This window comes from Castellaniella sp., assembly GCF_004321985.1.
In the GTDB taxonomy this organism is placed as follows: Bacteria; Pseudomonadota; Gammaproteobacteria; order Burkholderiales; family Burkholderiaceae_B; genus Castellaniella.
Genome location: NZ_SCQN01000046.1, coordinates 242,418 through 267,245 on the forward strand (window position 1 = coordinate 242,418; position 24,828 = coordinate 267,245).

The following is a 24,828-nucleotide window of genomic DNA, read 5'->3' on the forward strand; positions in this document are numbered from 1 at the left end:
TGCGCCCTTCACGCCATGAAGTGTCCATTCTGCAGCTGCCCTGATACACAGGTCATCGATTCCCGGGTCTCCGAAGAAGGCGATACCATCCGCCGCCGCCGCCGGTGCACGGCCTGCGATCGCCGCTTCACGACTTACGAACGTGTCGATCTGATGATGCCCGCGGTGGTCAAGCGCAACGGCACACGGGCTGACTTTGATCCGGTCAAGCTGCGGGCCAGCATGGCGCTGGCGCTGCGCAAGCGGCCAGTGACCGCGACAGCGCTGGATTCTGCCGTGGCGCGCATCCAGGAACATCTCCTCACCAGTGGCCAGCGCGAGATCTCGTCCGATGCGGTCGGCGAATTGGTCATGGCCGAGTTGCGCCTGCTGGACCAGGTGGCCTATGTACGCTTTGCCTCGGTTTATCGCAGCTTCGGCGACATTCACGAATTCGTGCGCGCGATCGAAGAGTTTCGGGTGAATGACGACGCTGCCAAATGATTCGCCCGACTTCTCGTCGGAGGATCACCGCTGGATGCGGCGGGCGCTCACCGTCGCTGGTCAGGCGCTCTACCTGAGCAACCCCAATCCCCGGGTAGGCTGTGTGCTGGTGCGTGGCGGGTGCTGGCTGGCCGAAGGCTTCACCCAGCGTGTGGGCGGCCACCACGCCGAAGTCCAGGCGCTGCATGAGGCTGCGTCCCGGGGGCTGGACACGCATGGCGCGACCGCCTATGTCACGCTGGAGCCCTGCAACCACCATGGGCGCACGCCGCCGTGTGTCGATGCGCTGATCCGCGCTGGCGTATCGCGTGTCGTCGTGGCGCTGCAGGACCCCAACCCACGGGTGGCGGGTGGCGGCATCGCCCGTCTGCGCAGCGCTGGCGTTCGTGTGGATGCGGGTTTGTTCGCGGCGGACTCCCTGGCGCTGAATCCGGGCTTTTGCGCCCGCATGACGCGCGGCACCCCCTGGCTCTGGCTGAAATCCGCTATGAGCTTCGATGGCCGCACGGCGCTTCCCGATGGCCGCTCGCAGTGGATCACCGGCGAGGATGCCCGTACGGACGGCCATCGGTGGCGTGCGCGCGCCTGTCTGGTGCTGACCGGAATCGGCACCGTACTCGCCGATGATCCGTTGCTGGACGTGCGGGCGGTGGAGACCACCCGGCAGCCCATTCGGGGTGTGCTCGATACGCAGTTCGTGCTGAGCGAGCACGCGCGTTTGATCAATGGCGATCCGGTGTGGGTGTTCACCGCGCGGGTGGATGCGGCGAAAGCCGACCGGCTCGCCGCCCGCAACGTGCGCGTGGTTGTCCTTCCGGTGGGTGCCGGGGGCGGGTTGTCGCTGCCGGCCCTGATGCGCTGGCTGGGCGAGCATGAAATCAACGAGGTCCATGTCGAGGCTGGTGCGCGGTTGCAAGGCGCCCTCGTGGCTGCAGATCTGGTGGACGAGTGGGTGGGTTATGTCGCACCCGAGGTCTTGGGAGAGGGACGGGGCCTTGTGGCGCTTCCGGATCCGGTGGCGGAGTTGTCGTCAGCGCCGGCCTACGAGTTTCTGGATGCGGTACAGTTGGGGCGGGATCTGAGGCTGCGCATGCGCCATCCGGGCCACTGGCAGGCTTTGCGGCTGGCCTGCGGCATGCTGGACGCGGACACGGGATCGGCCTGACGGATCGCTGTTTCTACGGGGTCACCATGTTCACAGGAATTGTCGCGGCTGTCGGCCGCATCGTCGAGGTCACACCGTTGAGCCGCGAAGCGGATGCCGGCGTGCGCCTACGGATAGACGCCGGCGGGCTGCCGCTGCAGCGCACGCGCCTGGGTGACTCGATCGCTATCCAGGGGGCCTGCATGACGGTAGTCGAGTTGCGGGACCAGGAGTTTGACGTGGATGTCTCGCGTGAGAGCCTGGATCGCACCTGCGGCCTGGATCGGCTGGGCGAGGTCAATCTGGAACATGCGCTTCGTCTGGGAGACAGCCTGGATGGGCATCTGGTCTCCGGCCATGTGGATGGGGTCGGCCGCGTGACCTGCATGGATCCGGTGGCTGAATCGGTGGAACTACGGATCATCGTTCCCGCGCATCTGTCCCGATATCTGGCCTACAAGGGCTCCATTACCGTCAATGGCGTCAGCCTGACGGTCAACCGCGTCGATGATCAGGAAGAAGGCACGGAAATCTCCATCAACCTGATACCCCATACCGTGCAGGTCACGACCTTGCGCCATCTGCAGGTCGGTGTGCCGGTCAATCTGGAGATCGATACGATTGCCCGCTATGTCGAGCGCATGGTGGGTGGGCTGGCGGCCGCTCCACACGCTGGATTGCAGGGCACCGGTGATCTGCTAAAATAGCGGACTTTCGTCCGTGTCGGTAGGGCACGGCGTACAGGACAGGTGGCCGAGTGGTTGAAGGCGCACGCCTGGAAAGCGTGTATACGTTCATAGCGTATCAGGGGTTCGAATCCCCTCTTGTCCGCCAATGATTCGCCATAAGTCATTGATTTAAATAATAATTAAGAACAGCACCATATTCCAGCCCATCATTTAGCCCACCTGTGATGCAGACTTCGCGGGTGTAGTGCACTTGCGACGGCCTGGGCGAATTTCAGTCTAGAAGAAAACTGCCAGAAGGCGGCTGTTGGCTACCTACGCTCGGCTCCTGTTGGGGATGTCCCGCAAGCTTCCGCCCAGAGGGTGCCGAAGTCAGCGGCAGAGAGTGCAGAGTTCCCCTCCAAAAAAACCATGCGCTCCGATTTGGCGACGAACCGCCTGTAGCCGGTGTACGCCCCAAAAGAGTTCTTGGCGTTCACTTCACCGCAAACACCGTATTGGTTCCTGAATTCCGAACTGCCGGGGTCCTTCATCATGGCCGAAACGTAGCTGCGCACCAGCCTCTGCAGCTTGATCTCGTTCATGTCGATCTGGTTTTTGGCCTGGGCGACTTGGCGCGTAGTTACGCGATCCTGGCTCATGTACGAAAACTGATACCAAACCCAATCACCGACCAAGATGGCAGCGCCGACAAAAACAATCGACAGCCCAGCCTTTCGCAGGGATTTTCCGACTGTCGCATTGCTGGATACATCCACAACCTGGCCAGTTGTTTGCGTTGTGTACTGCCTGCTAAAGGCAACTCCGAATCCAACAACCACGACGAACACGCCAACCATGGCGATCAGAAACGCGAAGAACATGGACGCACTCCACCCTGTGTCATTTTGATACAGGGAAATTTACGCTCAATCCTTCATTGCCGCCACGATGGCTTTCATTTCAGCCCTCTGGCGTAATCGCGGATGGCGTTCGGCAGGTTGGCGATGGTGATCCGCACCATCCCAGCGGGTGCCTTCTTCGACCAGCCCTCGTATTCGATCCTCTTGGCGTAGGGCAGGCCGGTGGTGATGTAGAACTTCTTCGACCCTATCTCTACGCACCTAATCGCCGCAGTGATCTGGTTCAGGGTAAATAGTCCGCTCTTGTCCGTCACGCCTGTCGGCCCGTTCTTTGGGTGGTCCACACCGAAACCCCATGATGCTCGAAGGCGTCCGGTCAAGACAGGGCTGTTCATCACGACGCCCTGGGCGGCCAGCATCAGCGCCTGACGTACAGCCTTATCGATGTTGCCATTGGCCTTAACCACCAGCGGCCATAGATCTAGTTCATGGTGCACCTATGAGCCCCCCTTGATCGTCAGTGCCGCACGATCTTGCCGAACTCAGTTTCAAGCTCCGCCATCATGTCGCGGCCTATATCATTGGCCAGGGCCTCGAATCGGGCGGCGGATTTCTCGACGAACCGGCGGCGGAATTCGCCCATCTTGAAGTCGAACGCGGCCAGCTCCGGACCGCGCAGTCCGGCGGTGACAACCTGCTTTCTGAATGTGGCGATGCCGTTTTTTGCAGCCTGGTCGATTTGGTCCTTCAGTGTGCGTTCGATCATTGCGATATCTCCGTTCTGCTCGAATTGTTCATCGGTTGTGTCTGGATGTGGGGCTGTGTTCTGCTGCCCACGCAGCCACCATCATTAGGTAAGCGCTCATCATCCTCTCGCCAGCGAACGGTTCACGGCCATTCCGATCTCTCGGGTAACCTGGCCTTTGGATTTGTGGAAGGAATTGGCGTCCGGCGTGACGATGGTGATGGGGACCGTCACGACGGGGCGCTGGTTACTCGATGCGCCAGGCCGAGACGGATTTCCAGCCATGCCGCCCATTGCGTGACCCGGCCCACGGATGGCGCTTCGCAGCGCCGCGAACCCGGCGGGGCCGCCGATGGCGCGGATTTCGGACTGGCTGAGCACGCCTTCGCCCTTATGGACGATCCCGGCCGGCTGAAATCTGCCGCCGTCTCCGGTGTAGCCGCCAGCGGCGAATGGCACTGTTGCGATCCCCTCCAGCCCGTTGCTGCCGACGACGCTACCCATCGTCCCGATGTCTCCGCCACTAAACAAGCCGCCGAGGGCGCCGGCCAGCGGCCCGAGAATCGCCTGCTTGACGGCAATGCGAGCCAGATCCTTGATGATGGAATTAGCCAGATCTGTGATGTTGAACTTGCCGGTCGTCACGAACTCAACCAGGGCGTCTTCCATGCCACGGAAAGCGTTGGTCATCGCGTTTTCGGTGGCGCTGGCGACGTTGTTGACCTCGTCCTGGTAGTTCTGGATAGCCCGCATAGCGCCGTTTTGCCAGTCGGCCTCTGCCGCCTGCTTTTCGGCAGACTTCGTGCGAATGATGTCAACTTGCTGCTGCTCGGCGGCTGACAGGATGGCCAGACGCTTCTGGTAAGCCTCTTCATTGATCCGCGTGGATTCGACCTGTTGGGCCTCTTCGAGCTGCCGGCGGCGCTGTGCGTACTGTTGGCGGATCTGGTTTTCTTCAGTGAGTTGGTCACGCAGCCGGTCACCCAGACCAACTGAGGCCACATCAATTGCCTTCTGAGCCTCGAAGGCGGCAATCTCAGCCTGCACAGCCGCGTATAGGCGTGTCGACTCGATTGCCTGGTCGGTCTGCTTTTTCGCGTCCTTCATAGCCTGAACGGTGTCGAAAAGCGTCAGCGCCCGCTGCCTTTCAGCGTCAGATCCTTTCGTCATCGTGATGCGGTAGCGCTCAGCCGCAGCATCACTCATATCGAAGGTGGCTTGTTCCTCCTGCAGCTTCTTGATGACGGAATCGAGAGCCGATGTCTTGGCGGCAGGCATTTTCGGATCTTTGAAATGATCGTTGATGCGGCCCTCGATGTCTGAATTGAACAGCGGTCCGAGTTCTTTTCTTGCCTTCGCGATCGCCTTCGCGCGCTGCTCTGCTTTGGTAGCGTACTTGTCCATGTACTGGTCAAGCGCGGTTCGATAGGCAACTAGGGGATCAGCAGCAGCCGGCGTGAAACTTGCCAGCGCCTGCAGCTTTCTGGCAAGCTCAACCACCTTCTGACCAGCGGTGTCGGTCTGTGCCTGCAGGTCTGTCAGCTCGCGCCTCCAGACGGACATCATTGTGTCGCCGGCCGGGTGGCCGTTCACCCAATCTGTGAGCAGGCCAACCCGCTCATTCAGCGTGTTTGCTTCATCCACGGCCTGTGAAAGTTCGTCGCGAAGCTTGCCGGCGGCCGATTCGCGCTGTGCCTGTGACATACGCTCAAGCGCGGTCGCCGACGTATCCAGAGACGCCGCGAAATCCCGCGTGCTACCGGACGCCGCATCGGTCTGCTGTGCGTAGGTCGCGAACGATGCCGCCGCTACACCAAGCGCGGTGAACACAATGCCAATCGGGCCGGTGAGAAACGACACGGCAGCGCCCAATCCGCGAACGGCGACCGCAGTGACGCCGGCCGCAACCGCAGCGCGCTCAGAAGCCGTTGCAATTGCCGTCATTGCCGCAGCATTCGCGTAGGCCGCGATGCTCGATCGTGTGAAGACGATGGCGGACGCTCCGAGGCTGCCCACCAACTTTCCAGCAATCACGGCAGACACCACTTCGACGGCCGTCCCGATCGCATTAAGCGCCACTGGCACCTTGTCAGACTGCAGTGCCGTGTTCAGGTCGTTCACGATGCCAGTGAGACCTTGTAGGCCACCGCCAGCTTGGCCGCTCATCAAATCTCCGACGGCATTGTTTAATGACTGCAGCGCACCACCGAACGTGTCACGGGCTGCCTGCGCAGCACCGCCGTAGGACGATTCCAGAGCCTTCAGAATGATGGCCTGAGCCTCACCCTTGCGACCTGCGTCCTCAAGATTTTTCACCATCTCCTTTTCGACATCAGTAAACCGGAATCCTTGGCGCGTGAGGCTTGCCATACCCTCGCTCGGCACATCCAGTGCCCGGCCCACCGTCTCGGCAGCCTGCACCACCGTCATGCCCATACGGGCTGCTGTATCGATGGTGGCCTGCATTGCGCGCGGGATCTGATCGCCCACGATGTTCGAATACGCAAGCAGGTGTGTAGCGCCTTGGGTGATTTCGTCGCCGCTGAAAACCGAGTGATTCGACAGCGACTTCGCCAGGTCGTTGATCTGTCTTTGCGACATGCCGGCTGCCTCACCCGTGGATCGCAACACAGCTGCGAGCTGTGCCTGAGCGGCCATTGATTCCTGGGTAGCTTGAACGATCTGATGAAAAACCGAAAGCAGTGACGCACCGCCGATGAGCGCACCGCCACCCATGATCCACTTCAGAGACGATTGCGCACGTCCAGCCTGGTCTGCCACCTGCCGCAGGGCCGATCCCGCCGCGTTGCCCCTTTGTGCGATCCGGTCCATGGCCTGTGAGACGGTCGGGCCCTGTTTCGCCAACTGTGCCAAATCTTCCTTGGCGCGCTGTACCTGACTGGAATCAATCTCGATCCCTAAACTTGCGATATCGTCGGCTGCCATTTTGAATACCTTTTTGGTCGTTTCCGGCCCCGGTTGTGGGGCTGGTTGTTGGTCTGAATAAGCTGTTTTCTCTACATCAAGTAATCACGCGGTTTCCGCTGGATCAGCGGCAGTTGGTATCTCCGCCAAATCCGAATTCTGGTATCGACAGAACCAGACCCGGACGGCCCCGGCCACTCTTGGCGGAACAGCGGCAGCGCGATCATGCAGGGCTTGGAACGATTCGCCGGGCAGTCTGGTGAGTTCCGCATCGTCGGCGCGCAATCCGATGATGGAATCTCGGGTGTATGGCGGTGCGTCAATGTGCGCATCGATCACCTCCATGACGATGCAGCCCAGCGTGTCCGGAAATGGAAGGATGGCGGCGGCCAGGTCATCCAGGCGAGCCATAAGTGCTTTTCTTACCATTGCGGTTCACCCTTACCTTTGGCAGCCTCTGCAGCCTGTTCCAGCGTCGCAATGCGCTGTTCAATGTCCGATGCCTCGATGGTCTGGCGTAGGATGTTCAGCACATAGGCCAGCTTTGTGCCGTCCGCAGTCTGGATCTGCGCGGCCTTCATGCCGCGATACAGCCTAGCCAGCTCCCGGCGCACGTCCACGGCAGTCGTCAGCGGCAGCCGCAGGCGCTTGGGGTGGGTGGTGCCGGGTGGGAAGTGTTGCCGCCCGCCAGCATTCGGGGTTTCGTTGTTGTCGTCAGCGGCCACTTGCGACCCTCCAGAGTGTCGGGGCTAGCCGCGAAGGCCAGCCCTGTGATTACCGGCTCTTGCGGATTTGAGCCATGTGGATCTGGTGATGGGTCACGCCCATCTTGGCCGCCACCTTCTCGCGGGCGTCGTCTCCGGCCACCAGGTCGGCCACCTGATCCAGGGTCCAGCCGGTCGCCTGACTGGCGATACCCTGCAGGTGCGCCAGGCCGCGCATGGCCCACGTCAAGACATTGCGATCGTTCAGGATGCTTTCATACTCGCTGGGCTTCTCGATGCGCCGCAGGCTGTTCCAGACATCCCGCACGACAGCCAGTTCGTGATCAGGCAGCGGGATGGGCGAACGCAGCAGGCTGACCCACAAACGGCTGTAGCGGGTGAATGTCGCCTCACCATCGTCGCCCACGGTTTGCAGGCCACTGAGCATCTTCAGGCGGCCTTCAGCCGGCAGACTGCGCCACCAGTCACGGGCCTCCCGATCCTCGATAGCGACAGCAGACGCGCCATCGTCCAGGCTGGGTACGGCGTACAGGGCGGCTTCGCGTTGATCGATGGTGGCGGCGAAGGTATCCAGGCTGGCGCGGGCGTCGATTACCTTCTGCCAGGTGCGGGCGGCCAGGGGTGCGGCCTTGGCGGCTTTGCCAGCCTCGGACAGCAGGTCGTCATCGGCGATTTTGCGGGCGGCCTTGCCGAAATCGTCCAGTTCTGCGGCGGCCCCCATGAAAGCGAGTGATGGGGCTGATTGGATGTTTTCCGTCGCCAACTGCGGTAGATCGAAACTGTGCCCGGCAACAGTGTGGGTTTCGGTGTTCATGACGCGATCCTTTGGGCTATGCCCGTTTTGAAAAATGACTGCTTAGGTATTGCTGCCATACAGATGCAGAAGCAGCCCCAACAGATGGCACTTCTAGAAGGTGTACGGTTTTGGGGCATAGAGACAGCACGAAAACACCCCCTATAGGTACGGTTTTGGGGCCTATGGGTCAGGCTGTAAGTACGCTTTTGGGGCCTATAGGCAAGCTCATAAGTACGCTTTTGGGGCAAGGCGCTCTGTTTTTCGGCGCCCATCGCGCGTACTCGCCGCGCGGTAATGACTGCGGCCCAACGTCCATGCCTGTCTGATGGTGCAGAGGTGCCCATGTAATGGCGTACCAGGCGGCCACTTTTGGCAGCCTGCCTTTGCGGGTACAGAAGATCAGCCCCCGGTCTTCCAGCGCAGTCAGGGCGCGCCTGATGGTGTTCTTGCTGGTCCAGCCTCTTTCCTCCGACAGATACCGCCAGGACGCCGATAGCTGCCCATTGTTGAAATTGCCGACCGTTAGCTGCATGGCAATGTCCAGCAGCAGCTTGATCTGCTGTCCGGTCAATGACTTGAAAGCCTCCGACTCCATTACCACATGAGGCAGCGCGAGAAACCGGCCGCCGTCGCGGTTGTGTCGATTGGTTTTGCTTTTCATACATTGCAGCCCCCTGATTCAGCTATCAGGGAATACAGCGCCACGCCGTGATGCTGGAAACCGTCGCGGTCGATCAGGTTGATGCGATTTGTCGCGATGGGGTATCCGGCTTGGCGTAGATCGCGTACGCGGGCAGGTGGGTGGTATAGACCGAGTTTGCGCAGTTCCTCGGAGTGGTGCGGACGCAGTTGCAACAGATGCAGCAGCTTGGAGTTCTGAGCCTCTGTCGCTGTGCTCCACGGGTTATAATTCGAGCGATTTGCCGCGCTTTGATTTGCCGCTTCGCCCTGTTCCCGCAGGGCGTGGCTGTTTGTGGGTGACGTCATTACGCCACCCGCTTCGATTCCAGCCATGCGTCCAGATCGCGACGCATGACTGCGGTGCTGTTCGGGCCAACCTTGAACGGACGCGGGAATGAGGGATCAGCTTTTGCGATTCGCCAAAAGCTCGGCAGGCTCAGGCCGATATAGGCGGCCGCCTGGGAAGGACGCAATACGGGCGGGTTGATCGTGGTCATGGCAACAAGTCCTGTAAGACTCGCAGCAGGCCAGATCAGGAAACGGGCCTATGAGGTTTCCCGAAGTGGCTTGCTGCGTTATGTAGGCTTGTTGCTATAGTGGCGAAGGCGTTATTGGTATGCGGGCGTTCCTTACCAAGTTTTCTTTATCCGTCGTCGGATGGTCTCAGACGATACTCCGCAGACTGGTGCTATTTTTTCAGCTACTGCATTGCGCGATAGTCTAGGATTTACAGCGCCCATGCGATCAGCTTCAGCCTGCCACTTGTCCCAATCAGGCTTGCGCTCGGCCTGCCTTTCCTTACCACTGGAGAGGCCATTTATTATCTGCTGACGTTTGGATCGTCGTCCTTCCAGTACGTCAGCTTTCGAATCCAGCATGGTATGGATAATGTTGGCGGTGTTCCATGCTGCCTTACCGGCCTGCATCGCGGCCAGTAGTTCCCCGTCGCGGTGCAAAGCGAAAAAGCCTTCTAGCTCCCGCTCGGCCTGCCTGACCAGAACAGGATCAATCACCCCCTGAGCGGCCTTGATTGTGTCGCGGATCGTCTTGACGCTCATGCCGTCATCTCGGACAACTTGAACCACGCGGCCGGGCTTCAATTCATGCGACACCTTCTCTCCGCTGGGCCACTGCTTGGCATAACGCAGGCGCAGCGCGGCCACCCGTTCATCACCCTGCAAGTCTGGATAGTCATCGCAGCGACTCAGCAGGCAGGCGTTGCAGATTCTGGGACCAATGGCACTACTCCAGTATCGGCGTTCGACCGCTGAGCCAATCTCGCAGTCAAGGCCAGATCCGCAGTAATCGCAGGTGGTTGTCATTTAACTTCCCCTGAAGTGCAGTTGCCGGCACCAGGGCGGCAGATGATCTTGTCCTGGTGCTGGAGTGCGCTTGATAGATTTTTCCTTCGTCGACTGGTCAGTGCCGCCCGATCTCGACGTGCTGCCTGTGAACAGCCTTTCCTCTACAAACAATGCCGTTGCCGACTTCCGCGTACATCACCCCCATGCTGGCGGATCGTGCCACGTCCTTGATCTCTTCAAGAATTTTCATGATGCGGTCTCGTCGGCTGCCCCCATCAGGGGGGAGTAACTCATCAGCCAGCACCAGAGCTGCTGCATCTATTGCAGCTTTGTCGATGTACTTCAGTGCCTGGTCAGCCACATAGGATATTCCATCAACGGCATTTTCAAGACGGTGAACCTTGCCGATATGCCTGTACGGCTTGATATCAACAGCCATTGAAATATCGACTTCGCTGTTGCCGCTGTTCCTTGCTACATTCATCTTAGCCATGATGCAATCTCCTGTATTGCGTTGTGGTCAGGGGGCGGCGACATTGCTCTGTCGTCGCGCCCCGCTTTGCCTGAACCCGTCAGGCGGCGGTACTGCGAATCGGTACCACACGCGCATCAGCGACGCGGCCCATGACGTGATCGGCCCACGCGGCCATCAGCTTGACGCGGGCGTCTAGACGGTCGGTGCGCTCGTAGGCGGCCTGGACCTTGTTGCTGATGGCGTGCGCCAAGCATCGTTCGGCAACCTCGGTACTGGTGCCATGGTCGGCGCACCAGTTGCGGAAACTGGACCGGAATCCGTGCGCTGTCGCCACGCGGCCCGGTAAGTCGCTGGGCGCCTGAGCCTTGCGCAAAATGGATGTGAGGGCCATGTCTGAGAGTTCGCCGCCACGAAGGGCAGGGAACACCAGCGCCTCCGTCTGGGGATCGTCGCCGTGCTGTTGATCACGCAGCAGCGCGATTGCGCCATCAGACAGCGGAACACGATGGGCCCGGCCGGCCTTCATGCGGTCAGCTGGTACTGTCCATAGCTTTTGGTCGAAGTTGATTTCGGCCCACGTCATTCCCCTGACCTCGCCGGACCGGGCGGCGGTCAGAATGGCGAACAGCAGCGCAGCACGCGCGCCCATGATCGGCTGGCGGGCTAGATGATCGCGGACGAAGACGGGCACCTCACGCCAGGGCATGGCCGGGTGGTGGCGTTCTGGTGTTGCGTCCTTTTGCTTGGCTGCGGGCAACAGCGGCCCGACGTCGTCCAGTGGGTTGCCCTGGATGTATTTCCGGGCACGGCAGGCAGCCATGACAGAGGCACAGCGCATTTTGATGCGCTTGGCAGTCTCCGGGATCGTCAGCCAGATAGGGCGCAGCATGTCCGCGAAATGCTCAGCCTGTAGTGCGTCCACCTTCACGCCGCCAATGGATGGGAAGGCGTGTTGTTCCAGGCTGCTGATCCACTGTTGGCGGTGCTTGTCGTTGCGAAAACCTGGAGCCAGGATCTCCCACTGATCGCGGGCAGCTTTCTCGAAGGTCGGTATTGCCCGTGTACTCTGGCGGGCCAGGATCGGATCAATGTCGTCTTGGATCTGCTGGCGGGCCTCCAGGGCCTTTTCAATGGCGCGTGCCACTCCGGTATCAGGGTAGCTGCCAAGTCCCATGTCGCGCCGCTTGCCGGTCACGGGTGAGACATAGCGCAAGATCCATTTGCCACGGCCCCGCTCGGTGCTGGCGAATAGGTACATGCCAGTCACGCCAGCAGGTACTGGCTTGTCTCCGGGCTTGATCGCCCGCGCCGATCTGTCAGTAATGTAGCCCATCATCCAGCCCCACGCGAAAACATAGATTGGATGATATCTCGTAATACGTTGTGTGTCAGTATCCCATTGACAGTACAGGGATAACATATCCCGGATGATATCCGGATAGGCGAGCGTGAGGCGGTCCTCTTGTCCGCCAATTCTCAAAGTTCCTGAAACCATACGCCCGGCCCGAGAGCCTCTCCATTTTGGAGTGGGAGCTCTCGGTGCTCCGTTCATGCCGGAGAGCCAGAGCCCGGATTGTTCGGGTGATCGCTTGTGCGGCGGCCAAAAAGCAATCGCGGCTCTGGGCCGCGATTGCTTTTGCTGACGTTGAAACGGCGGTGCTTCAGGCGCCGCCCTTCAGGATATTTTCACTGAGCCCGCGGCCATCGTGGTATTGCTTGTAGATATCGTTCAGCTTGCCGTTCTTCAGGTTCGTGCGTACCCACTGATCCAGCCAGGCTTTCAGCTTGGGGTTGTTCTTCGGGAGGGCGACACCCAGTTCGAATTCGCGTTCCACGAACTTGGTTTCGAAGGGATCCTTGGTCAGCTTCTTGTTGATTTCACCCATGATCGCCGGGTTGGACGATACGACCTTGACCTGGTGGCTGACGGCTGCGGTCACCAGCGTCGCGTCGTCTTCGTAGCGTCGGATGTTGGCGTCGGGCGCGTTCTTGCTGATGTCGGCGTCGTTCGTCGTGGCGCGCGTCAGGCCGATGGTCACGCCCTTCAGGTCCTTGTACCCGGTGATCTTCACTTCCTTCGGGGCCGCGACGGTGATTTCGATCATGGAGTAGGGAATCGAGAAATCCACGACCTTGGAGCGCTCGGGCGTGATCGACAGGGCGGCTACCGTAATGTCAGCCTTGCCCGTCTGGATCGTCGGGATCCGGGCCGCAGTGGAGACCGAAACCAGTTTGAGCTTCACGCCAAGGTCCTTGGCAAGTAGTTTTGCCGCGGCGATGTCCGACCCGTCGGGTTTCAGGTCAGCACCCAGGAAGCTGTACGTCGGGAGGCCTTCGTTGATGGCGATCCGGATCTCGCCCGCCTGCTTGATCTGGTCCAGCTCCAGGGCCGACGAGGACGCGGACGCCGCACACAGCGCCACCGCGACGGCCGAATACAAAATCTTCATACCGTTGTTCATTCAAGTCTCCGTGATAATGTCCGGCCGCAAGACGTCAGCGCCCAGCACGATACCATCGCGTATCTTTGCCGACGCGGCAACCCGCTATAACCCTGTGTTGTACTGCGTCGCGATCATTATGACGACTGCAGCGGGTGCCAGGCGGCATGCGGATGCCTGGCGCCGCGCACTGAATGAGAGGGTCCTGCGCAGGGGACCCTGAGGGTCATTCCATCCCGGGCACGGTGCTGGAGAATCCGCAGTCCACGTGCAGGATTTCGCCGGTGACGCCGGCCGCCAGGTCCGAGAGCAGGAACGCGGCCGCGTTGCCTACGTCCTCGGTCGTGACGTTGCGCCGCAGCGGTGACTGCGATTCCACATACTTCAGCATGTTGGAGAAGTCGCGAATCCCGCTGGCGGCGAGCGTCTTGATGGGGCCGGCCGAAATGCCGTTGGCGCGCAGGCCCTTGGGCCCCAGCGACCGTGCCAGGTAGCGCACGCTCGCCTCCAGGGATGCCTTCGCCAGGCCCATCATGTTGTAGTTGGGGATGGCCTTTTCCGCCCCCAGGTAGGTCAGGGTCAGGACCGAGCCGTTGCGTCCCTGGAGCAGCGGGAGGGCGGCTTTGGTCAGTGCTGGAAAGCTGTAGGCGGAGATGTCGTGTGCGATGCGGTAGTTTTCGCGCGTCATGCCATCCAGGAAATCGCCTTCCAGCGCTTCGCGCGGCGCGAATCCGATGGAGTGCACCAGACCATCCAGGCCGTCCCAGTGGCTATGCAGTGCGGTGAATGCGGCTTCGATCTGGGTGTCGTCCGAGACGTCGCAGGGGATGACGATGTCGCTGTCCAGTTCGCGCGCGAAGTTGCGCACGCGTTCCTCGAATCGCTCGCCCACGTAGGTGAGGGCGATTTCGGCGCCCTGTTTGCGGCAGGCGTGCGCGATCCCGTAGGCAATGGAGCGGTTCGAGAGCACGCCCGTGACCAGGATGCGCTTACCGGTTAGAAAACCCATGATGTTGTCCTACTGGTTAGAGTGATAGTTGGGCCATAGTTTACCCACACTCGTTCCACCTCGCCGCTTGCATGCGGCTCCTTAGTTGCCCCCACGGCATGGCTTGCAAGCCATGCCGGTTCGTGAGGCTTGTCATCGCCCGCAGGGGCGATGACAAGTCCACACTCACCCCTGTACATCCGCTCCGGGGACTCGGATGCGTTGGCCGGTCGAGAGCGACGTGTTCCTCAGGTTGTTCAGCTTGCGCAGGGCGTCTACCGAAGTGTTGTAGCGGCGAGCCAGGGAATACAGCGTGTCGCCGCGTTGGATGGTGTGCGTGCGGGCCACTGGTTCGCGGCGCGGGTAATTGCGGCCCGTGCTGCGTACGCTGGCGGCGGGCCTGCTGATCTCACGTTTGGGGGTGTCGATTGCCTGGGGCTGGTAGGAGACGAATTGCACGCCGCTGGATGGAGCCGCCTGTCTGGGGACCAGCAACGCCGTGGTGGCTCGGGTCGTGCGATTGCTCAAGGCATTGGCCGCGCGAAGCTGGTCTACCGTGATGCCGTGCTGCCGGGCGATGGTGGTCAGTGATTCGCCGCGCTTGGGTTGGACCAATTCCCAGGATGCCAGATTGCCGCTGTATGCTGCCAGGTTGCTATTGAAGGTCTGGACCTTGTCCAGCGGCAGGTGCAGGGCTGGGTTGTGCCTGCCCAGGATCACGGGGCGGTTGAACGACGGGTTCAGCGCCCGGAAGTCGTCCAGCGGCATTTCCGCCAGGGCGGCTGCCACGGCAATGTCCATGTCACGGGACTTGTGGACAGTGGTGAAGTAGGGCGTGTTGCTGACATTGGGCAGCACGATTCCAAACTTGTTGGGGCGCGCGATGATGTTCTTGATCGCCTGCAGTTTGGGGACATAGTTGCGAGTCTCGTCCGGGAGGTCGATCGTCAGGTAGGTTGGCACGATGCCCTGGGACTCGGCTTTGTCCATGGACCGTTTGACCGCGCCTTCGCCCCAGTTGTAGGACGCCAGCGCCAGGTACCAGTCGCCCTGCAGGTCATACAGGTACGTCAGATAATTCAGTGCCGCCTGGGTGGATGCGACCGGATCGCGGCGCTGGTCGCGCCACCAATCCTGTTCCAGGTTGTAGTGCAGGCCGGTGCTGGGGATGAATTGCCACAGACCGGAGGCCTGGGATCGCGACAGCGCGGTCGGATCGTAGGCGGATTCCACGAAGGGCAGCAGGGCCAGCTCGGTCGGCAGGCCGCGGCGGTTCAGTTCGTCGACGATGTAGTAGAGGTATTTTCCCGCCCGTTGGCTCATGAGGAGCACGGATTGCGGGTGCGAGGCGTAGTAATCGGTCCAGTAGTCGACCCGCTCGCTGTGCAGGTTGGGGATGGCAAAGCCCCGTCGGATGCGGTCCCACATGTCGCGGGGCGGGTTCGTCAGATCGACGGTCCGGGAGGTGTCCTGTGCGATGTAGGCTCCGCCCTGGTTGGCTTCCTGTCGGTGAGTGGCGCACCCCGCCAGAACCACCAGAACCAGGGGTAGAAGAAATCGCAGGATTTTCATGGGTGGATCATTTGAAATCGTTTTTCCATTGTCTCAGACAAGCAAAGACGGCTTGTGGGCTATCCAGGCGGCGGGCGGCCCTATGGTCTGCTGCTGCGCGTACTTCCGGCTGCCAGGTGCGCATGAACGGATTCGTCTGCAGTTCCAAATCCAGGCGCGACGGCAGCGTCGGCTGGTTCTGTGCACGCAATCTGGCAGTGTCCCGAGCCCGTGCCTGCAAGGCCACGTTATCGGGTTCGACCTGCAAGGCCCAGCGTATGTTGGCAGCGGTGTATTCGTGTGCGCAACAGACCAGGGTCTCAGGTCGCAAGTTTCCGATTTTACTCAAGGATTCGAGCATTTGTGCAGGGGTGCCTTCGAAGAGGCGCCCGCATCCCGCTGCAAACAGCGTATCGCCGCAGAAAATCACCGGGCGTTCGGCGTCGATGAAGCCCACGTAGGCGATATGGCCCGCGGTGTGGCCGGGGATGTCCAGCACATGGAACTGCAGGCCGATTCCCGGCAGGTCCACCTGGTCGCCTTCGGACAGAGGCACGTCGCAGGCCGGGAGATTTTCGGCGCGGGGCCCGTAGACGCGCGCGCCGGTTCGCTGTTGTAATGCACGCACCCCGCCCGTGTGGTCGTTGTGGTGGTGGGTGATCAGAATGGCTTCCAGCGTCAGGCCGTGAGACAGCAGTGCTTCGACGGGGGCGGGTTCTCCGGGGTCGACGATCAGTGCGTGGCCATTTTTCTGTACCATCCAGATATAGTTGTCCGCCAGTGCGGGAATCGGGATCAAGGTGGCCGGCGCATCGTCGGCTGGAGCAATCAGTTTCATGGCAAAGGAGTCGGGGTGGCACTACAGCGCGCAATGCCGATCGAATTGGCGCAATGGCTGGAAACCCCGATGGGGCAATATGTGCGGGCCTGGGAACAGCGCCAGGTCGATGCCATGGTAACCAATGCGTTCGGCTATCATGCCATACAAATCGGCCTGCCGCATTGGGACTTGCTCCAGGCCAACCGCATCCCCTACAAGGCCTGGGCGCACAGCCCCAGTGCGCCTTTCGGTCAACGGGCCGGACGCCTGATCTGCGAACCCGAACAGCTTCCATTCGATGGCCAGAGCATCGACCTCATGGTGATGCCGCATACCCTGGAATGGTGCGAGGACCCGCATCAGGTTCTGCGCGAGGTCGAGCGGGTACTCATGCCCGAGGGCCGAGTGGTGATCACGGGCTTCAACCCATACAGCCTGTGGGGCGTGCGTGAATCCTTGCCCGGGCTTGCGTTGCGGCTGCCGGTGCCTGTGCCCTCCCAGGTATCGCCGTCGCGTCTGAAGGACTGGTTCAAGCTGCTATCCTTCGAGCTCGATCGCGGGCGTTTCGGTTGTTATGTTCCCTTGTGTGCGACGCAGGCCTGGTTGCAGCGCTGGCATTTCATGGAACACGCGGGCGACCGTTGGTGGCCGGCGGCCGGTGCGGTTTACGCCATCGCGGCCGTCAAGCGTGTCATCGGGATGCGTCTGGTGGGGCCGGCATGGCGGGGCGGGAAGCGCCGCCGCGGCCGTCGGGCGGCCGTCGCCCCCGTTGCGAACCAATTGAAGGATGATCATGGATGATCCCGTCGTGGATATCTGGACCGACGGCGCATGCAAGGGCAATCCCGGCCCCGGTGGCTGGGGTGTGCTGCTGCGCCAGGGCGCCCGCGAGAAAACGCTGCACGGCGGCGAGGCCCTCACCACGAATAATCGCATGGAGCTGATGGCGGTCATCCAGGCCTTGCGCGCGCTCAAGCGGCGGTGTGTGGTGACGGTGCATACGGACTCGGTCTATGTAAATAAGGGCATGACGGAATGGTTGCCCAACTGGAAGCGCCGCCAGTGGCGTACGGCCGACAAGAAACCCGTGAAGAACGCCGATCTGTGGCAGGCGCTGGACGAACTGGCATCCAGCCATGAACTACACTGGCGCTGGGTGAAGGGCCATGCGGGCGACCCCGGCAACGAGCGCGCGGATGCGCTGGCCAATCAGGGCGTCGCGGAACTGCAGACGACGGTTGCCTGATTCCCCCACGGAGATCTCATGCGTCAAGTCGTACTCGATACTGAAACCACGGGCCTGGAACCCGATCAGGGCCATCGCGTGGTGGAGATCGGCTGCGTGGAAATCGTCAATCGCCGGGTGACAGATCACCATTTGCACCTGTATCTGAATCCCGATCGCGACAGTGATCCGGATGCGCTCAGGATTCATGGACTGACGACCGAGTTTCTGTCAGAGCATCCGCGCTTTCCAGAAATCGCGGACCAGCTCGCCAGCTTCGTGAAGGATGCCGAGGTCATCATTCATAACGCGGCCTTCGACGTGAAGTTCCTGAGTGCGGAGCTTGAACGCGCGTCCTTGCCGGAGTTCCCGACGCTTTGCGCGGAGATCACCGATTCGCTGCTGGTCGCGCGCGAGATGTTCCCTGGCAAGCGCAACAACCTGGATGCGCTGTGCGAGCGATTCGGCATTTCGCATGCGCATCGTACGCTGCACGGCGCCTTGCTGGATGCGGAGTTGCTGGGCGAGGTCTGGCTGGCCATGACGCGCGGCCAGGATTCGCTGCTTGGCGACGGCTTGGATGGCGCCGTTGGTCCCGAGGGTGGCGCCAGCTCGGCGCAGTCTGGGTTTGATGCGTCGGGCCTGGCGGTGGTTTCCGTCAGTGAGCAGGACCTGCAGGCCCACGAAGCCTACCTGGATGAGCTGGATAAGGCCGTCGGCGGTCAGAGCCTCTGGCGCCGGCTGGGGCTTGGTTCCGATCGTGTATAATCGCTGTCTTTCCAGTTGGCCACCCCGCGCGTTCCGCGCAATTCCGGGTGGCGTCCAACTGGGCGGTTAGCTCAGGGGTAGAGCGCTGCCTTCACACGGCAGAGGTCACTGGTTCGATACCAGTACCGCCCACCAGTTTCCCCCAAATATCCCAGAATCTTCAGGCACCGATAGGCATGCGCCAATGTCCTTGCCCGACATCGGGTCCCGGATTCCTGCAGGGACTCTCCTCTCTATGTGCGGGCCTCATCCGAACGGCTGGTCGGCCATCTGCCCCTCGCAGACACCGACAGAAAACCTTTATCATGATCCGACACAGGATGTCGTGAATCCCCCGAGACTGTGACTCCCGTACGTGCGATAGAGGTAGGAGATCGTACCGTGAGACACCCGACCTTCCCCCCACTTCTTGTTGCGCAGGCCTCCCGAGGGCAGGCGGATGACTTCGTCGATGCACAATCGCATCCGGTGGGGCCGGTGTCACGCATGATCGAGGTGGCCACGCATGAAGCTCACAAGGAAGCGCTGGCTCGCTGGCCCCTGCTCGCGGAAATCGATCGGTCGCTTGCTGAGAAAGGCAATGCGCCCGTCGAGCTGGATTCTGCCTCCGGAGTCTCGTCATGAATCTCATGACCCTGACCGGTGTGCGGGGGGGCTGCGGAACTACGACCATCACGGGGATGCTGGGCGATGCGCTGCATGCGCTCGATCAACGGGTATTGCTGGTAGATCTGAACGCCTCGGACCTGCTGCGGCTGCATTTCGACGTGCCTCACGCGGACGGGCATGGCTGGGTGGTATCTCTGTTCCCGTCCGACTGGCGGCAGCAGGCATTCCAGCTCGACGACCATCTGACGTTGGTGCCGTTCGGCCGCAAGGCGATTGAGGAATCGGGAGTATCGCACCTGCTGCGCGGTGATGATTTCTGGCTCCAGGTGCTGCCGGATCTGGACCAGGACTTCGACTGGGCGCTCTTCGACTGCCCCCCGTACCCTAACCGGCTGGCGCCGGCTCTGCGATTTCGCAGTACGCTGGACGTGCTGGTGGCGCGTCCGGACATCGCCGCCCATGTCCTGTTGGCGCAAATTGGGCTGGAAGCAACCAGCCATCTGCTGATCAATGACTTCGATCCTGGGCGGCAACTGGCCTGCGACGTCGTTCTGGACTGGCATTGCCGCTATGGGGCGCGTGTACTGACGCAACCTGTCTATCGAGATGAAAGCTTGCATGAAGCACTGGCGTACAAAAGGCCTGTGACCCGCTACTTGCCGGACGCGGCCGCCAGCCAGGCGGCCCGGACCCTGGCGCAATGGTGTCTGTCTGCCCGGTCGTCCGCGGCCTGATGGATGTCGAGACCAGACCGAGGGAACCCGGCATCGTCTGGAGGCAGGGCTATTCGACCGGTTAAGGGCCGGAGACATGTGACTCGTGCCAGCCGAGCGTGGCTCCCCTGGATACCGCAGCGTAGACCGCTGCATTGCGGTTGTTGACGGACAGCCGCTGATACAAGGCCTCGGTATGGGTCTTGGCCGTGGCGATCGAGATATTAAGTTCGCGGCTGATTTTCTTCAGGGGAAAGCCTTTGGCCAGCAGGGCCAGCACTTCGTACTGACGTGGGGTCAGATGCAGCATGTCCGCCTCCCGGCTGATGAGGTCGGGTGTCAGGGCCTGGCTTGTGGTCAGTCCGACCAGTTCCGCCTGGCGAAGTTCGGTCTGTGGTTTGGGTGCCGCGGGCGCGGCTTTTGGATGGTGCAGCAGGTTGTCGGGCTGGGGCTCGTCGATCCTGGCGCTGGTGGGTGTTTCGTGCCTGTCATACCATCGGCGCTTTGGTGGTGCTCCGCAGTCGGGAGATATGGCGCCTTCGCCAGCGCCAGCCTGGTGGAACATATCCGGATGCGGGAAACATTTTCCGCCCGCCAGGACCAGCATGATGGATGTCTTTAGCACATCCTGTGACGAGTACTTGGAAATGTACCCGGCCAGCATCGGTGGCAGATTGAGTACGGAATAGGGTAGCGTCTGGGTATCGGACAGCAGCAGGATGCGGTTTGGCGTGTAGCCTTGCTGGGCCGCCGACACAAGTTCGATCATCTTGTCGTACGCCCCGGGCACGGACAGCAGCATCAGATCAGTGTTCGCCTTCTGGGGGGCGCCCTGGAATAGCTGAGCATAATCGATGCCCGTCGTGACAAGCGCGCGGTCTAGGGTCTGCAGCAGCTTCAAGATACCCAAACGCAGCAGCGTATTGGGCTCTACTACGATGACGTTCGCCATCGTGGGCCCCTTATCGAGTGTTCAAACGTTTGTCATTGTTTATCCGAATGCAAGGTTTAGCAATCCTTGTCTTATGAGGGTTGACTCATTTCTTCACGGTAACGGTTGTCCGCAGCGGTCCGGGGCATTTGCACCACATTGTCGGGAGGGTGACGCTCGCGTGCGAAATCAATCAGGCTGATCTGACCTTCGTCCGTATGGTGGACGCAGGTGATCTGGCTGTCATGCAGCACCTTTAGTTGCGCGGGGTCGATGCTGAAGCTGGCTGCCAGATCCGCGTCGGTCAGGATGGTCGGAGGTTTGCGCCGGTCCAGCCCGCCAAACCGCAGGGCGTTGTAGCCGGCCCAGGCGAGCAGCAGCAGCGCGATGCCGACCGCCACCAGTGCGTAGACCAACAGGGTATGCGCATGAGGCAGCAGCTGCGAGGCGATAGGGGCGGTGAGGCCATGTATCCTGCCCTCCAGGATGGGCCGGATACCTGCCGCGAACAGATAGCAGAACGCGAACCAGGCCAGAGCGGTCAGCAGGAAGTCGATCAGAGCGACGGCTCTGGTGCGGGGAGTCTTGATGATCATCATGATGTGGGCGCCTTGATGCCGCGGTCGGGGCTTTCCCAGCGAGCCCGGCAGCGACGATGATGCTTGAGCATGACCTTGGGGAAGCTCCAGAGGGTGGTCAGCAGATTGACCATCCAGTAGGCCAGTGGGTACCAGATGACCCAGTACAGGGAATGGCTCAGATTGCGTTCATAGCGATGGTCGATGAAGACGCTGAGGCAGAACTGCAGTAGGCAGGCCATGGCCAGGACCATGCCGGTGAATGCCGGGGGGATCAGCGTCTCGATGTGGATGTGATTGGGCAGTGTCACGAACAGTCCTATCGTCCACAGGACGATGGACAGGATCAGGGCAAAGGCCCAGATCGCTGAAATGCAGTACTCCAGCACCATGGGCCACAGGCGGCGGTTATGCCAGGACCAGATGTTTGGCACGTTCTTCAGAAAGACCTCGGCACCCCCCTGGGCCCAGCGCAGGCGCTGCTTCCATAGGCCCCCCAGCGTTTCGGGCATCAGGATCCAGCACAGTGCCCGCGGTTCGAAGAAGATTGACCAGTGGTCGCGTTGCAGCTTCCAGCTAATATCGATGTCTTCTGTCACCATATCCAGGCTCCAGTAGCCGACCCGGTCCAGCGCGCTGCGCCGGAAAGCTGCCACGACGCCCGAAACTGTGAAGATCTGACCGTAGACCCGCTGGGTGCGCTTGATCAGTCCTACGATTGAGGAAAACTCGCCGACCTGGATGCGGCCGATCAACGTCGAGCGCGTGCGCACGCGAGGGTTGCCTGTGACGGCGCCGACACGTGGGTGCTCGAGCAACGGGGCGACCAGGTAGTTCACTGCATCGCGATCCAGGATGGCGTCACCGTCGATGCAGACCAGATAGTCGCTGCGGGCTGCCAGCGCACCCATGCGCAGAGCCATGGCCTTGCCCTGGTTCTGCGCCAGGTGGACGATGTGCAGCCGGCGGTGTCCGGTGGCTAGTTCGTCCACTATGGCCCCGGTGTTGTCGGTGGAGCCGTCATCGATGGCGATGACTTCCACCCGCAGATAACGTTGGTCCAGCGCCGCCAGGATCGTTTCGGCACCATGCTCGGCTTCGTTGTGACAGGGAATCAGGATCGAGACCAGCGGGCCGCCCTTGAGTTCGGGTGGTGCGACGTCAGGCCCCCAGGGCTGATGACGTTCCCAGTGCAACCAGTAATACAGGCCGCCGAACATCCACAACCCCGACATGAACAGAGGGTAAAGGAATACGAAGTCCAGGATCAGGTCGCCCGTCCACAGCAGGGCCGCCCCGAAAGGCGCGCCGAGCACCACGCACAGGATTAGAAAGGCAAGCAGTCGATCTGTCATCACGGATCCTCCTTATCGGTAGGGATACCAGGCATTCGAGATAGCCGGCCGAATGATTTTCAGTACCGGCTGGTTTTCCACGAAATCGTCGGGGTAGTAGCCGAAATTCTGAATGCCCAGTCGCTGCAAGTGCTGCATCCAGCCGGCCAAGATGTGGCTAGATACGGGTGGTTGGCCGGGCAGGTTCCAGTCGCGGGCCTGGAGCTCGAAGACTGTGTGGTCCAGGGCGCCTGGGTGCCGGCTGACAGCGGCGACCAGACGATCGATCCAGGCCATGGATCTTGATGTGTGGACCTGTTCCATCAGAGGCATGGTCATGGGAACGGTCCAGTCGTAGGTCTTCAGGAAATCGCCCAGATTCTGCGCGAACCAGGTCTCGCTGGCCGGATTCAGAATCGGCTTGGAGTACAGATTGCGGGCGGTCCTGACCTGCGGCCCCCGGACGGCTCGGACGTGTTCGGTCAGCATCTTGGTGAAATCGATCAGTGCCTGGCTCTTGAAGCGGGTCCAACGTTGCAGGGTGGCCGGGTCCGCCCGCAGCGCCTGGATGGAATCCGGTAGGCCAGCCTGGCGGTACGCGGCCAGCGCGGGCGGGCTAGCGTCCTCGAAGTCGCTGAGCAGCGCGTCATCATGGAACAGGATGCCGTCGATCGGGGCGCTGCGCGCCAGGTCCTCGTACAGGCCGGTGATCTCGGCGCGCGCCTTTGGGGCGAAGGGCGACAGGCGCTGGTACTGGGTGGGGTCCGGGCGTGGGGCGGCATTGGGATGGTCGGGATCCCAGCGACTGACCCGGGCGATCATGGGCGACAGATTGAAGCTGAGGACCGGCATCCAGGCGTAGACCGCGACGTGCGCACGCGTCTGCAACTGCCAGACTGCGCGGTTGAACAGGTCCGCGCGCATGGGCAGCCAATGGTTGGGGAAATAGACCTCGCGCGCCAGCCCGTCGCCGGTGGGGTCGGCGAAGGCCTGCAGGAAGACCGTGCTGACTTGCAGATCGGCAATCCGCTGCACAAGAGCCCCCAGGTTCTTGTCCATCTGGGCCGGATCTGGATCGTAGACGTAGTCCAGATCCACCTGTGTCACACGCATGCGGGGGCGCGCCTCAGCTCGCAGGACGGCTTGGGAAAATGCGGAGACACCCGGCGAATCCGTCACCAGCAATCGGGGAATCGACATTGGATGATCCGTACTGCCCAGGCCGTCATCGAGGGTCAGTGCCATCTGATAGCCATGCTTGTGGATGAGGTCCAGGGTTTCTCCGTTGGCGGCGCCATAGGGCCAGATCCACACGCGTGGCGATTTTCCGGTTACCTCGCGAAGTTTCCGGGTGATCTGTTCAACATCGCTGCCGATGCGCTGGCGATAGGCGGCATCGGTCTCGTAGGTGCGCGTCTTCGCGTCATACCGGTGGGTGGTGGCGGCAGGTTCCAGGTTGCCTGTGGGGTTGCCTGGGATGCCGCGATGCAGGTTTTCGGTATGTGAGGCAATCTCGACCAGGCCTGATCGGGCGACCTGCCGGACCTGGTCCCAGGTGGCAAAGCGTTCCCGGGGGATCTCCGCGTTGCCGAAATGCACCGGTTTGTCGTCGGGCGTGCCGACCCATGCGCCTACCGGCGCCCAGATGGCGGGCCAGTTCATGGATTTCAGGAAGGGGAACACACGGGTGTAGAAACTGCGGAAGCCATCGTCGAAGGTGAGCAGCACGGCCTTGGGCGGTAGCGGTTTGCCGCCGGCGTGGGCCTTCAGGATCTGGTCCACGGAGACTGGCTGGTAGCCGTTGTCGTGCAGCCATCCCATCTGGGCGACGAACAGGTCCGTGCGCACCGCCACGAAGCGCTGGTCGGGGTCCTTGTCTTCGATGTCGTGGTAGGCCAGTGTCAGCAGGGCATTGTGAGGCCAGGGCTGGTCGATGCGTGCCACCGGTCGTTCGGCGGGCGGGGTAAAGGTCGGGACATCGCGCGCGCAGCCGGTCAGCAGAACCACGCCGAACGACAGCAGAAGCAAACGCAGGCGGAAGGAGGCGAAGGATTGCATGGCGTA

The 24,828-nt window shown here is 61.4% G+C and carries 30 protein-coding genes and 2 tRNA genes; 10 read left to right on the forward strand and 22 right to left on the reverse strand.

The window, feature by feature from the left end; all coding sequences use genetic code 11:
- Positions 1-15: 15 nt before the first annotated feature.
- The 4 genes from nrdR (at position 16) to EPN31_RS12185 (ending at position 2,461) form a co-directional block, all read left to right on the forward strand.
- Entirely contained in the window at positions 16-483 is a 468-nt protein-coding gene (gene nrdR, locus EPN31_RS12170) for a transcriptional regulator NrdR (RefSeq protein ID WP_291773500.1), read from the forward strand.
- Positions 464-1,648 carry a bifunctional diaminohydroxyphosphoribosylaminopyrimidine deaminase/5-amino-6-(5-phosphoribosylamino)uracil reductase RibD gene (gene ribD, locus EPN31_RS12175; protein ID WP_291773502.1) on the forward strand — a complete coding sequence of 395 codons (1,185 nt, stop codon included), beginning with the start codon at positions 464-466 and terminating at the stop codon, positions 1,646-1,648. Before nrdR ends, ribD begins: the two co-directional genes overlap by 20 nt.
- 26 nt (positions 1,649-1,674) lie before the next feature.
- Positions 1,675-2,334 (forward strand): riboflavin synthase, encoded by a 660-nt coding sequence (locus tag EPN31_RS12180; protein WP_291773504.1) that lies wholly within the window; start codon positions 1,675-1,677, stop codon positions 2,332-2,334.
- 36 nt (positions 2,335-2,370) lie between these two features.
- A tRNA-Ser gene (locus tag EPN31_RS12185) sits at positions 2,371-2,461 on the forward strand.
- 163 nt (positions 2,462-2,624) lie between these two features.
- Here the strand turns inward: EPN31_RS12185 and EPN31_RS12190 are convergent.
- The 18 genes from EPN31_RS12190 to gloB all read right to left on the reverse strand — a co-directional run bounded on the left by EPN31_RS12190 (position 2,625) and on the right by gloB (position 16,624).
- Positions 2,625-3,176: a hypothetical protein gene (locus tag EPN31_RS12190; RefSeq protein ID WP_291773506.1), complete on the reverse strand. Its 552-nt coding sequence runs from the start codon at positions 3,174-3,176 to the stop codon at positions 2,625-2,627.
- 74 nt (positions 3,177-3,250) lie between these two features.
- Positions 3,251-3,652, reverse strand: a complete 402-nt coding sequence (locus tag EPN31_RS12195; RefSeq protein WP_291773508.1) for an HK97 gp10 family phage protein — start codon at positions 3,650-3,652, stop codon at positions 3,251-3,253.
- A gap of 20 nt (positions 3,653-3,672) precedes the next feature.
- Positions 3,673-3,921 (reverse strand): hypothetical protein, encoded by a 249-nt coding sequence (locus EPN31_RS12200; protein ID WP_291773511.1) that lies wholly within the window; start codon positions 3,919-3,921, stop codon positions 3,673-3,675.
- A gap of 99 nt (positions 3,922-4,020) precedes the next feature.
- Positions 4,021-6,846, reverse strand: coding sequence for a phage tail tape measure protein (locus tag EPN31_RS12205; RefSeq protein ID WP_291773514.1), 2,826 nt, complete (start codon positions 6,844-6,846; stop codon positions 4,021-4,023).
- A gap of 84 nt (positions 6,847-6,930) precedes the next feature.
- A complete protein-coding gene (locus EPN31_RS12210) occupies positions 6,931-7,236 on the reverse strand; it encodes a hypothetical protein (protein ID WP_291773517.1) in 306 nt (101 codons plus the stop codon).
- Positions 7,237-7,247: 11 nt separating this feature from the next.
- The gene (locus EPN31_RS12215; protein WP_291773521.1) at positions 7,248-7,550 is read right to left on the reverse strand and encodes a hypothetical protein; all 303 of its coding nucleotides are present in this window, start codon (positions 7,548-7,550) and stop codon (positions 7,248-7,250) included.
- 49 nt (positions 7,551-7,599) lie between these two features.
- The gene (locus EPN31_RS12220; RefSeq protein ID WP_291773524.1) at positions 7,600-8,364 is read right to left on the reverse strand and encodes a hypothetical protein; all 765 of its coding nucleotides are present in this window, start codon (positions 8,362-8,364) and stop codon (positions 7,600-7,602) included.
- Positions 8,365-8,533: 169 nt separating this feature from the next.
- The gene (locus EPN31_RS12225; RefSeq protein WP_291773526.1) at positions 8,534-9,007 is read right to left on the reverse strand and encodes a hypothetical protein; all 474 of its coding nucleotides are present in this window, start codon (positions 9,005-9,007) and stop codon (positions 8,534-8,536) included.
- Positions 9,004-9,360, reverse strand: a complete 357-nt coding sequence (locus EPN31_RS12230) for a helix-turn-helix domain-containing protein (protein ID WP_291773528.1) — start codon at positions 9,358-9,360, stop codon at positions 9,004-9,006. Before EPN31_RS12230 ends, EPN31_RS12225 begins: the two co-directional genes overlap by 4 nt.
- Positions 9,333-9,524, reverse strand: coding sequence for an AlpA family transcriptional regulator (locus EPN31_RS12235; RefSeq protein WP_291773531.1), 192 nt, complete (start codon positions 9,522-9,524; stop codon positions 9,333-9,335). The genes EPN31_RS12230 and EPN31_RS12235 overlap by 28 nt, the downstream gene beginning before the upstream one ends.
- A 132-nt stretch (positions 9,525-9,656) precedes the next feature.
- On the reverse strand, positions 9,657-10,349 hold the full coding sequence (locus tag EPN31_RS12240) for a hypothetical protein (protein WP_291773535.1): 693 nt from the start codon (positions 10,347-10,349) through the stop codon (positions 9,657-9,659).
- A gap of 97 nt (positions 10,350-10,446) precedes the next feature.
- Positions 10,447-10,824 (reverse strand): hypothetical protein, encoded by a 378-nt coding sequence (locus EPN31_RS12245; RefSeq protein WP_291773538.1) that lies wholly within the window; start codon positions 10,822-10,824, stop codon positions 10,447-10,449.
- Between the two features lie 79 nt (positions 10,825-10,903).
- The gene (locus tag EPN31_RS12250) at positions 10,904-12,142 is read right to left on the reverse strand and encodes a site-specific integrase (RefSeq protein WP_291773541.1); all 1,239 of its coding nucleotides are present in this window, start codon (positions 12,140-12,142) and stop codon (positions 10,904-10,906) included.
- Positions 12,143-12,194: 52 nt separating this feature from the next.
- Entirely contained in the window at positions 12,195-12,410 is a 216-nt protein-coding gene (locus tag EPN31_RS16715) for a transposase (protein ID WP_367188314.1), read from the reverse strand.
- Between the two features lie 57 nt (positions 12,411-12,467).
- Complete coding sequence (locus tag EPN31_RS12255; RefSeq protein WP_291773545.1) at positions 12,468-13,268, reverse strand: transporter substrate-binding domain-containing protein; 801 nt, start codon at positions 13,266-13,268, stop codon at positions 12,468-12,470.
- Between the two features lie 205 nt (positions 13,269-13,473).
- Positions 13,474-14,256 carry an enoyl-ACP reductase FabI gene (gene fabI / locus EPN31_RS12260; RefSeq protein WP_291773547.1) on the reverse strand — a complete coding sequence of 261 codons (783 nt, stop codon included), beginning with the start codon at positions 14,254-14,256 and terminating at the stop codon, positions 13,474-13,476.
- A 165-nt stretch (positions 14,257-14,421) separates the two neighbouring features.
- Positions 14,422-15,807 (reverse strand): LysM peptidoglycan-binding domain-containing protein, encoded by a 1,386-nt coding sequence (locus EPN31_RS12265; protein WP_291773550.1) that lies wholly within the window; start codon positions 15,805-15,807, stop codon positions 14,422-14,424.
- A 7-nt stretch (positions 15,808-15,814) separates the two neighbouring features.
- On the reverse strand, positions 15,815-16,624 hold the full coding sequence (gloB, locus tag EPN31_RS12270) for a hydroxyacylglutathione hydrolase (RefSeq protein WP_291773552.1): 810 nt from the start codon (positions 16,622-16,624) through the stop codon (positions 15,815-15,817).
- A gap of 33 nt (positions 16,625-16,657) precedes the next feature.
- On the opposite strand from gloB, the gene EPN31_RS12275 reads away from it, so the two are divergent.
- The 6 genes from EPN31_RS12275 to bcsQ all read left to right on the forward strand — a co-directional run bounded on the left by EPN31_RS12275 (position 16,658) and on the right by bcsQ (position 19,942).
- Positions 16,658-17,407 carry a class I SAM-dependent methyltransferase gene (locus EPN31_RS12275; protein WP_291773870.1) on the forward strand — a complete coding sequence of 250 codons (750 nt, stop codon included), beginning with the start codon at positions 16,658-16,660 and terminating at the stop codon, positions 17,405-17,407.
- Entirely contained in the window at positions 17,400-17,852 is a 453-nt protein-coding gene (gene rnhA, locus EPN31_RS12280) for a ribonuclease HI (RefSeq protein WP_291773554.1), read from the forward strand. Before EPN31_RS12275 ends, rnhA begins: the two co-directional genes overlap by 8 nt.
- 18 nt (positions 17,853-17,870) lie before the next feature.
- Complete coding sequence (gene dnaQ, locus EPN31_RS12285) at positions 17,871-18,599, forward strand: DNA polymerase III subunit epsilon (protein WP_291773556.1); 729 nt, start codon at positions 17,871-17,873, stop codon at positions 18,597-18,599.
- Between the two features lie 60 nt (positions 18,600-18,659).
- Positions 18,660-18,734: transfer RNA gene (locus tag EPN31_RS12290), tRNA-Val, on the forward strand.
- Between the two features lie 246 nt (positions 18,735-18,980).
- Positions 18,981-19,223 carry a hypothetical protein gene (locus EPN31_RS12295; RefSeq protein WP_291773558.1) on the forward strand — a complete coding sequence of 81 codons (243 nt, stop codon included), beginning with the start codon at positions 18,981-18,983 and terminating at the stop codon, positions 19,221-19,223.
- Positions 19,220-19,942 carry a cellulose biosynthesis protein BcsQ gene (gene bcsQ, locus EPN31_RS12300; protein WP_291773560.1) on the forward strand — a complete coding sequence of 241 codons (723 nt, stop codon included), beginning with the start codon at positions 19,220-19,222 and terminating at the stop codon, positions 19,940-19,942. Before EPN31_RS12295 ends, bcsQ begins: the two co-directional genes overlap by 4 nt.
- A gap of 61 nt (positions 19,943-20,003) precedes the next feature.
- Here bcsQ and EPN31_RS12305 read toward each other — a convergent pair whose 3' ends face one another.
- The 4 genes from EPN31_RS12305 to pgaB all read right to left on the reverse strand — a co-directional run bounded on the left by EPN31_RS12305 (position 20,004) and on the right by pgaB (position 24,822).
- Entirely contained in the window at positions 20,004-20,873 is an 870-nt protein-coding gene (locus EPN31_RS12305; protein WP_291773562.1) for a LuxR C-terminal-related transcriptional regulator, read from the reverse strand.
- A 71-nt stretch (positions 20,874-20,944) separates the two neighbouring features.
- On the reverse strand, positions 20,945-21,451 hold the full coding sequence (gene pgaD / locus EPN31_RS12310) for a poly-beta-1,6-N-acetyl-D-glucosamine biosynthesis protein PgaD (protein WP_291773564.1): 507 nt from the start codon (positions 21,449-21,451) through the stop codon (positions 20,945-20,947).
- Complete coding sequence (pgaC, locus tag EPN31_RS12315) at positions 21,448-22,785, reverse strand: poly-beta-1,6-N-acetyl-D-glucosamine synthase (protein WP_291773566.1); 1,338 nt, start codon at positions 22,783-22,785, stop codon at positions 21,448-21,450. The genes pgaD and pgaC overlap by 4 nt, the downstream gene beginning before the upstream one ends.
- Before the next feature lie 12 nt (positions 22,786-22,797).
- Positions 22,798-24,822 (reverse strand): poly-beta-1,6-N-acetyl-D-glucosamine N-deacetylase PgaB, encoded by a 2,025-nt coding sequence (pgaB, locus tag EPN31_RS12320; RefSeq protein WP_291773568.1) that lies wholly within the window; start codon positions 24,820-24,822, stop codon positions 22,798-22,800.
- Positions 24,823-24,828: the final 6 nt, after the last annotated feature.

Excerpts from the sequence above, each read along its gene's own strand:
- pgaB (WP_291773568.1), bottom strand. The coding sequence starts at position 24,822 with ATGCAATCCTTCGCCTCCTTCCGCCTGCGTTTGCTTCTGCTGTCGTTC.
- bcsQ (WP_291773560.1), top strand. The coding sequence starts at position 19,220 with ATGAATCTCATGACCCTGACCGGTGTGCGGGGGGGCTGCGGAACTACG.
- EPN31_RS12190 (WP_291773506.1), bottom strand. The coding sequence starts at position 3,176 with ATGTTCTTCGCGTTTCTGATCGCCATGGTTGGCGTGTTCGTCGTGGTT.
- nrdR (WP_291773500.1), top strand. The coding sequence starts at position 16 with ATGAAGTGTCCATTCTGCAGCTGCCCTGATACACAGGTCATCGATTCC.
- EPN31_RS12210 (WP_291773517.1), bottom strand. The coding sequence starts at position 7,236 with ATGGCTCGCCTGGATGACCTGGCCGCCGCCATCCTTCCATTTCCGGAC.
- EPN31_RS12265 (WP_291773550.1), bottom strand. The coding sequence starts at position 15,807 with ATGAAAATCCTGCGATTTCTTCTACCCCTGGTTCTGGTGGTTCTGGCG.
- ribD (WP_291773502.1), top strand. The coding sequence starts at position 464 with ATGACGACGCTGCCAAATGATTCGCCCGACTTCTCGTCGGAGGATCAC.
- EPN31_RS12255 (WP_291773545.1), bottom strand. The coding sequence starts at position 13,268 with ATGAACAACGGTATGAAGATTTTGTATTCGGCCGTCGCGGTGGCGCTG.
- rnhA (WP_291773554.1), top strand. The coding sequence starts at position 17,400 with ATGGATGATCCCGTCGTGGATATCTGGACCGACGGCGCATGCAAGGGC.
- EPN31_RS12240 (WP_291773535.1), bottom strand. The coding sequence starts at position 10,349 with ATGACAACCACCTGCGATTACTGCGGATCTGGCCTTGACTGCGAGATT.
- EPN31_RS12275 (WP_291773870.1), top strand. The coding sequence starts at position 16,658 with ATGCCGATCGAATTGGCGCAATGGCTGGAAACCCCGATGGGGCAATAT.
- pgaC (WP_291773566.1), bottom strand. The coding sequence starts at position 22,785 with ATGACAGATCGACTGCTTGCCTTTCTAATCCTGTGCGTGGTGCTCGGC.
- EPN31_RS12235 (WP_291773531.1), bottom strand. The coding sequence starts at position 9,524 with ATGACCACGATCAACCCGCCCGTATTGCGTCCTTCCCAGGCGGCCGCC.
- dnaQ (WP_291773556.1), top strand. The coding sequence starts at position 17,871 with ATGCGTCAAGTCGTACTCGATACTGAAACCACGGGCCTGGAACCCGAT.
- EPN31_RS12245 (WP_291773538.1), bottom strand. The coding sequence starts at position 10,824 with ATGGCTAAGATGAATGTAGCAAGGAACAGCGGCAACAGCGAAGTCGAT.
- EPN31_RS12180 (WP_291773504.1), top strand. The coding sequence starts at position 1,675 with ATGTTCACAGGAATTGTCGCGGCTGTCGGCCGCATCGTCGAGGTCACA.
- fabI (WP_291773547.1), bottom strand. The coding sequence starts at position 14,256 with ATGGGTTTTCTAACCGGTAAGCGCATCCTGGTCACGGGCGTGCTCTCG.
- EPN31_RS12230 (WP_291773528.1), bottom strand. The coding sequence starts at position 9,360 with ATGGCTGGAATCGAAGCGGGTGGCGTAATGACGTCACCCACAAACAGC.
- EPN31_RS12305 (WP_291773562.1), bottom strand. The coding sequence starts at position 20,873 with ATGGCGAACGTCATCGTAGTAGAGCCCAATACGCTGCTGCGTTTGGGT.
- EPN31_RS12225 (WP_291773526.1), bottom strand. The coding sequence starts at position 9,007 with ATGAAAAGCAAAACCAATCGACACAACCGCGACGGCGGCCGGTTTCTC.
- EPN31_RS12250 (WP_291773541.1), bottom strand. The coding sequence starts at position 12,142 with ATGATGGGCTACATTACTGACAGATCGGCGCGGGCGATCAAGCCCGGA.
- gloB (WP_291773552.1), bottom strand. The coding sequence starts at position 16,624 with ATGAAACTGATTGCTCCAGCCGACGATGCGCCGGCCACCTTGATCCCG.
- EPN31_RS12220 (WP_291773524.1), bottom strand. The coding sequence starts at position 8,364 with ATGAACACCGAAACCCACACTGTTGCCGGGCACAGTTTCGATCTACCG.
- EPN31_RS12200 (WP_291773511.1), bottom strand. The coding sequence starts at position 3,921 with ATGATCGAACGCACACTGAAGGACCAAATCGACCAGGCTGCAAAAAAC.
- EPN31_RS12205 (WP_291773514.1), bottom strand. The coding sequence starts at position 6,846 with ATGGCAGCCGACGATATCGCAAGTTTAGGGATCGAGATTGATTCCAGT.
- pgaD (WP_291773564.1), bottom strand. The coding sequence starts at position 21,451 with ATGATGATCATCAAGACTCCCCGCACCAGAGCCGTCGCTCTGATCGAC.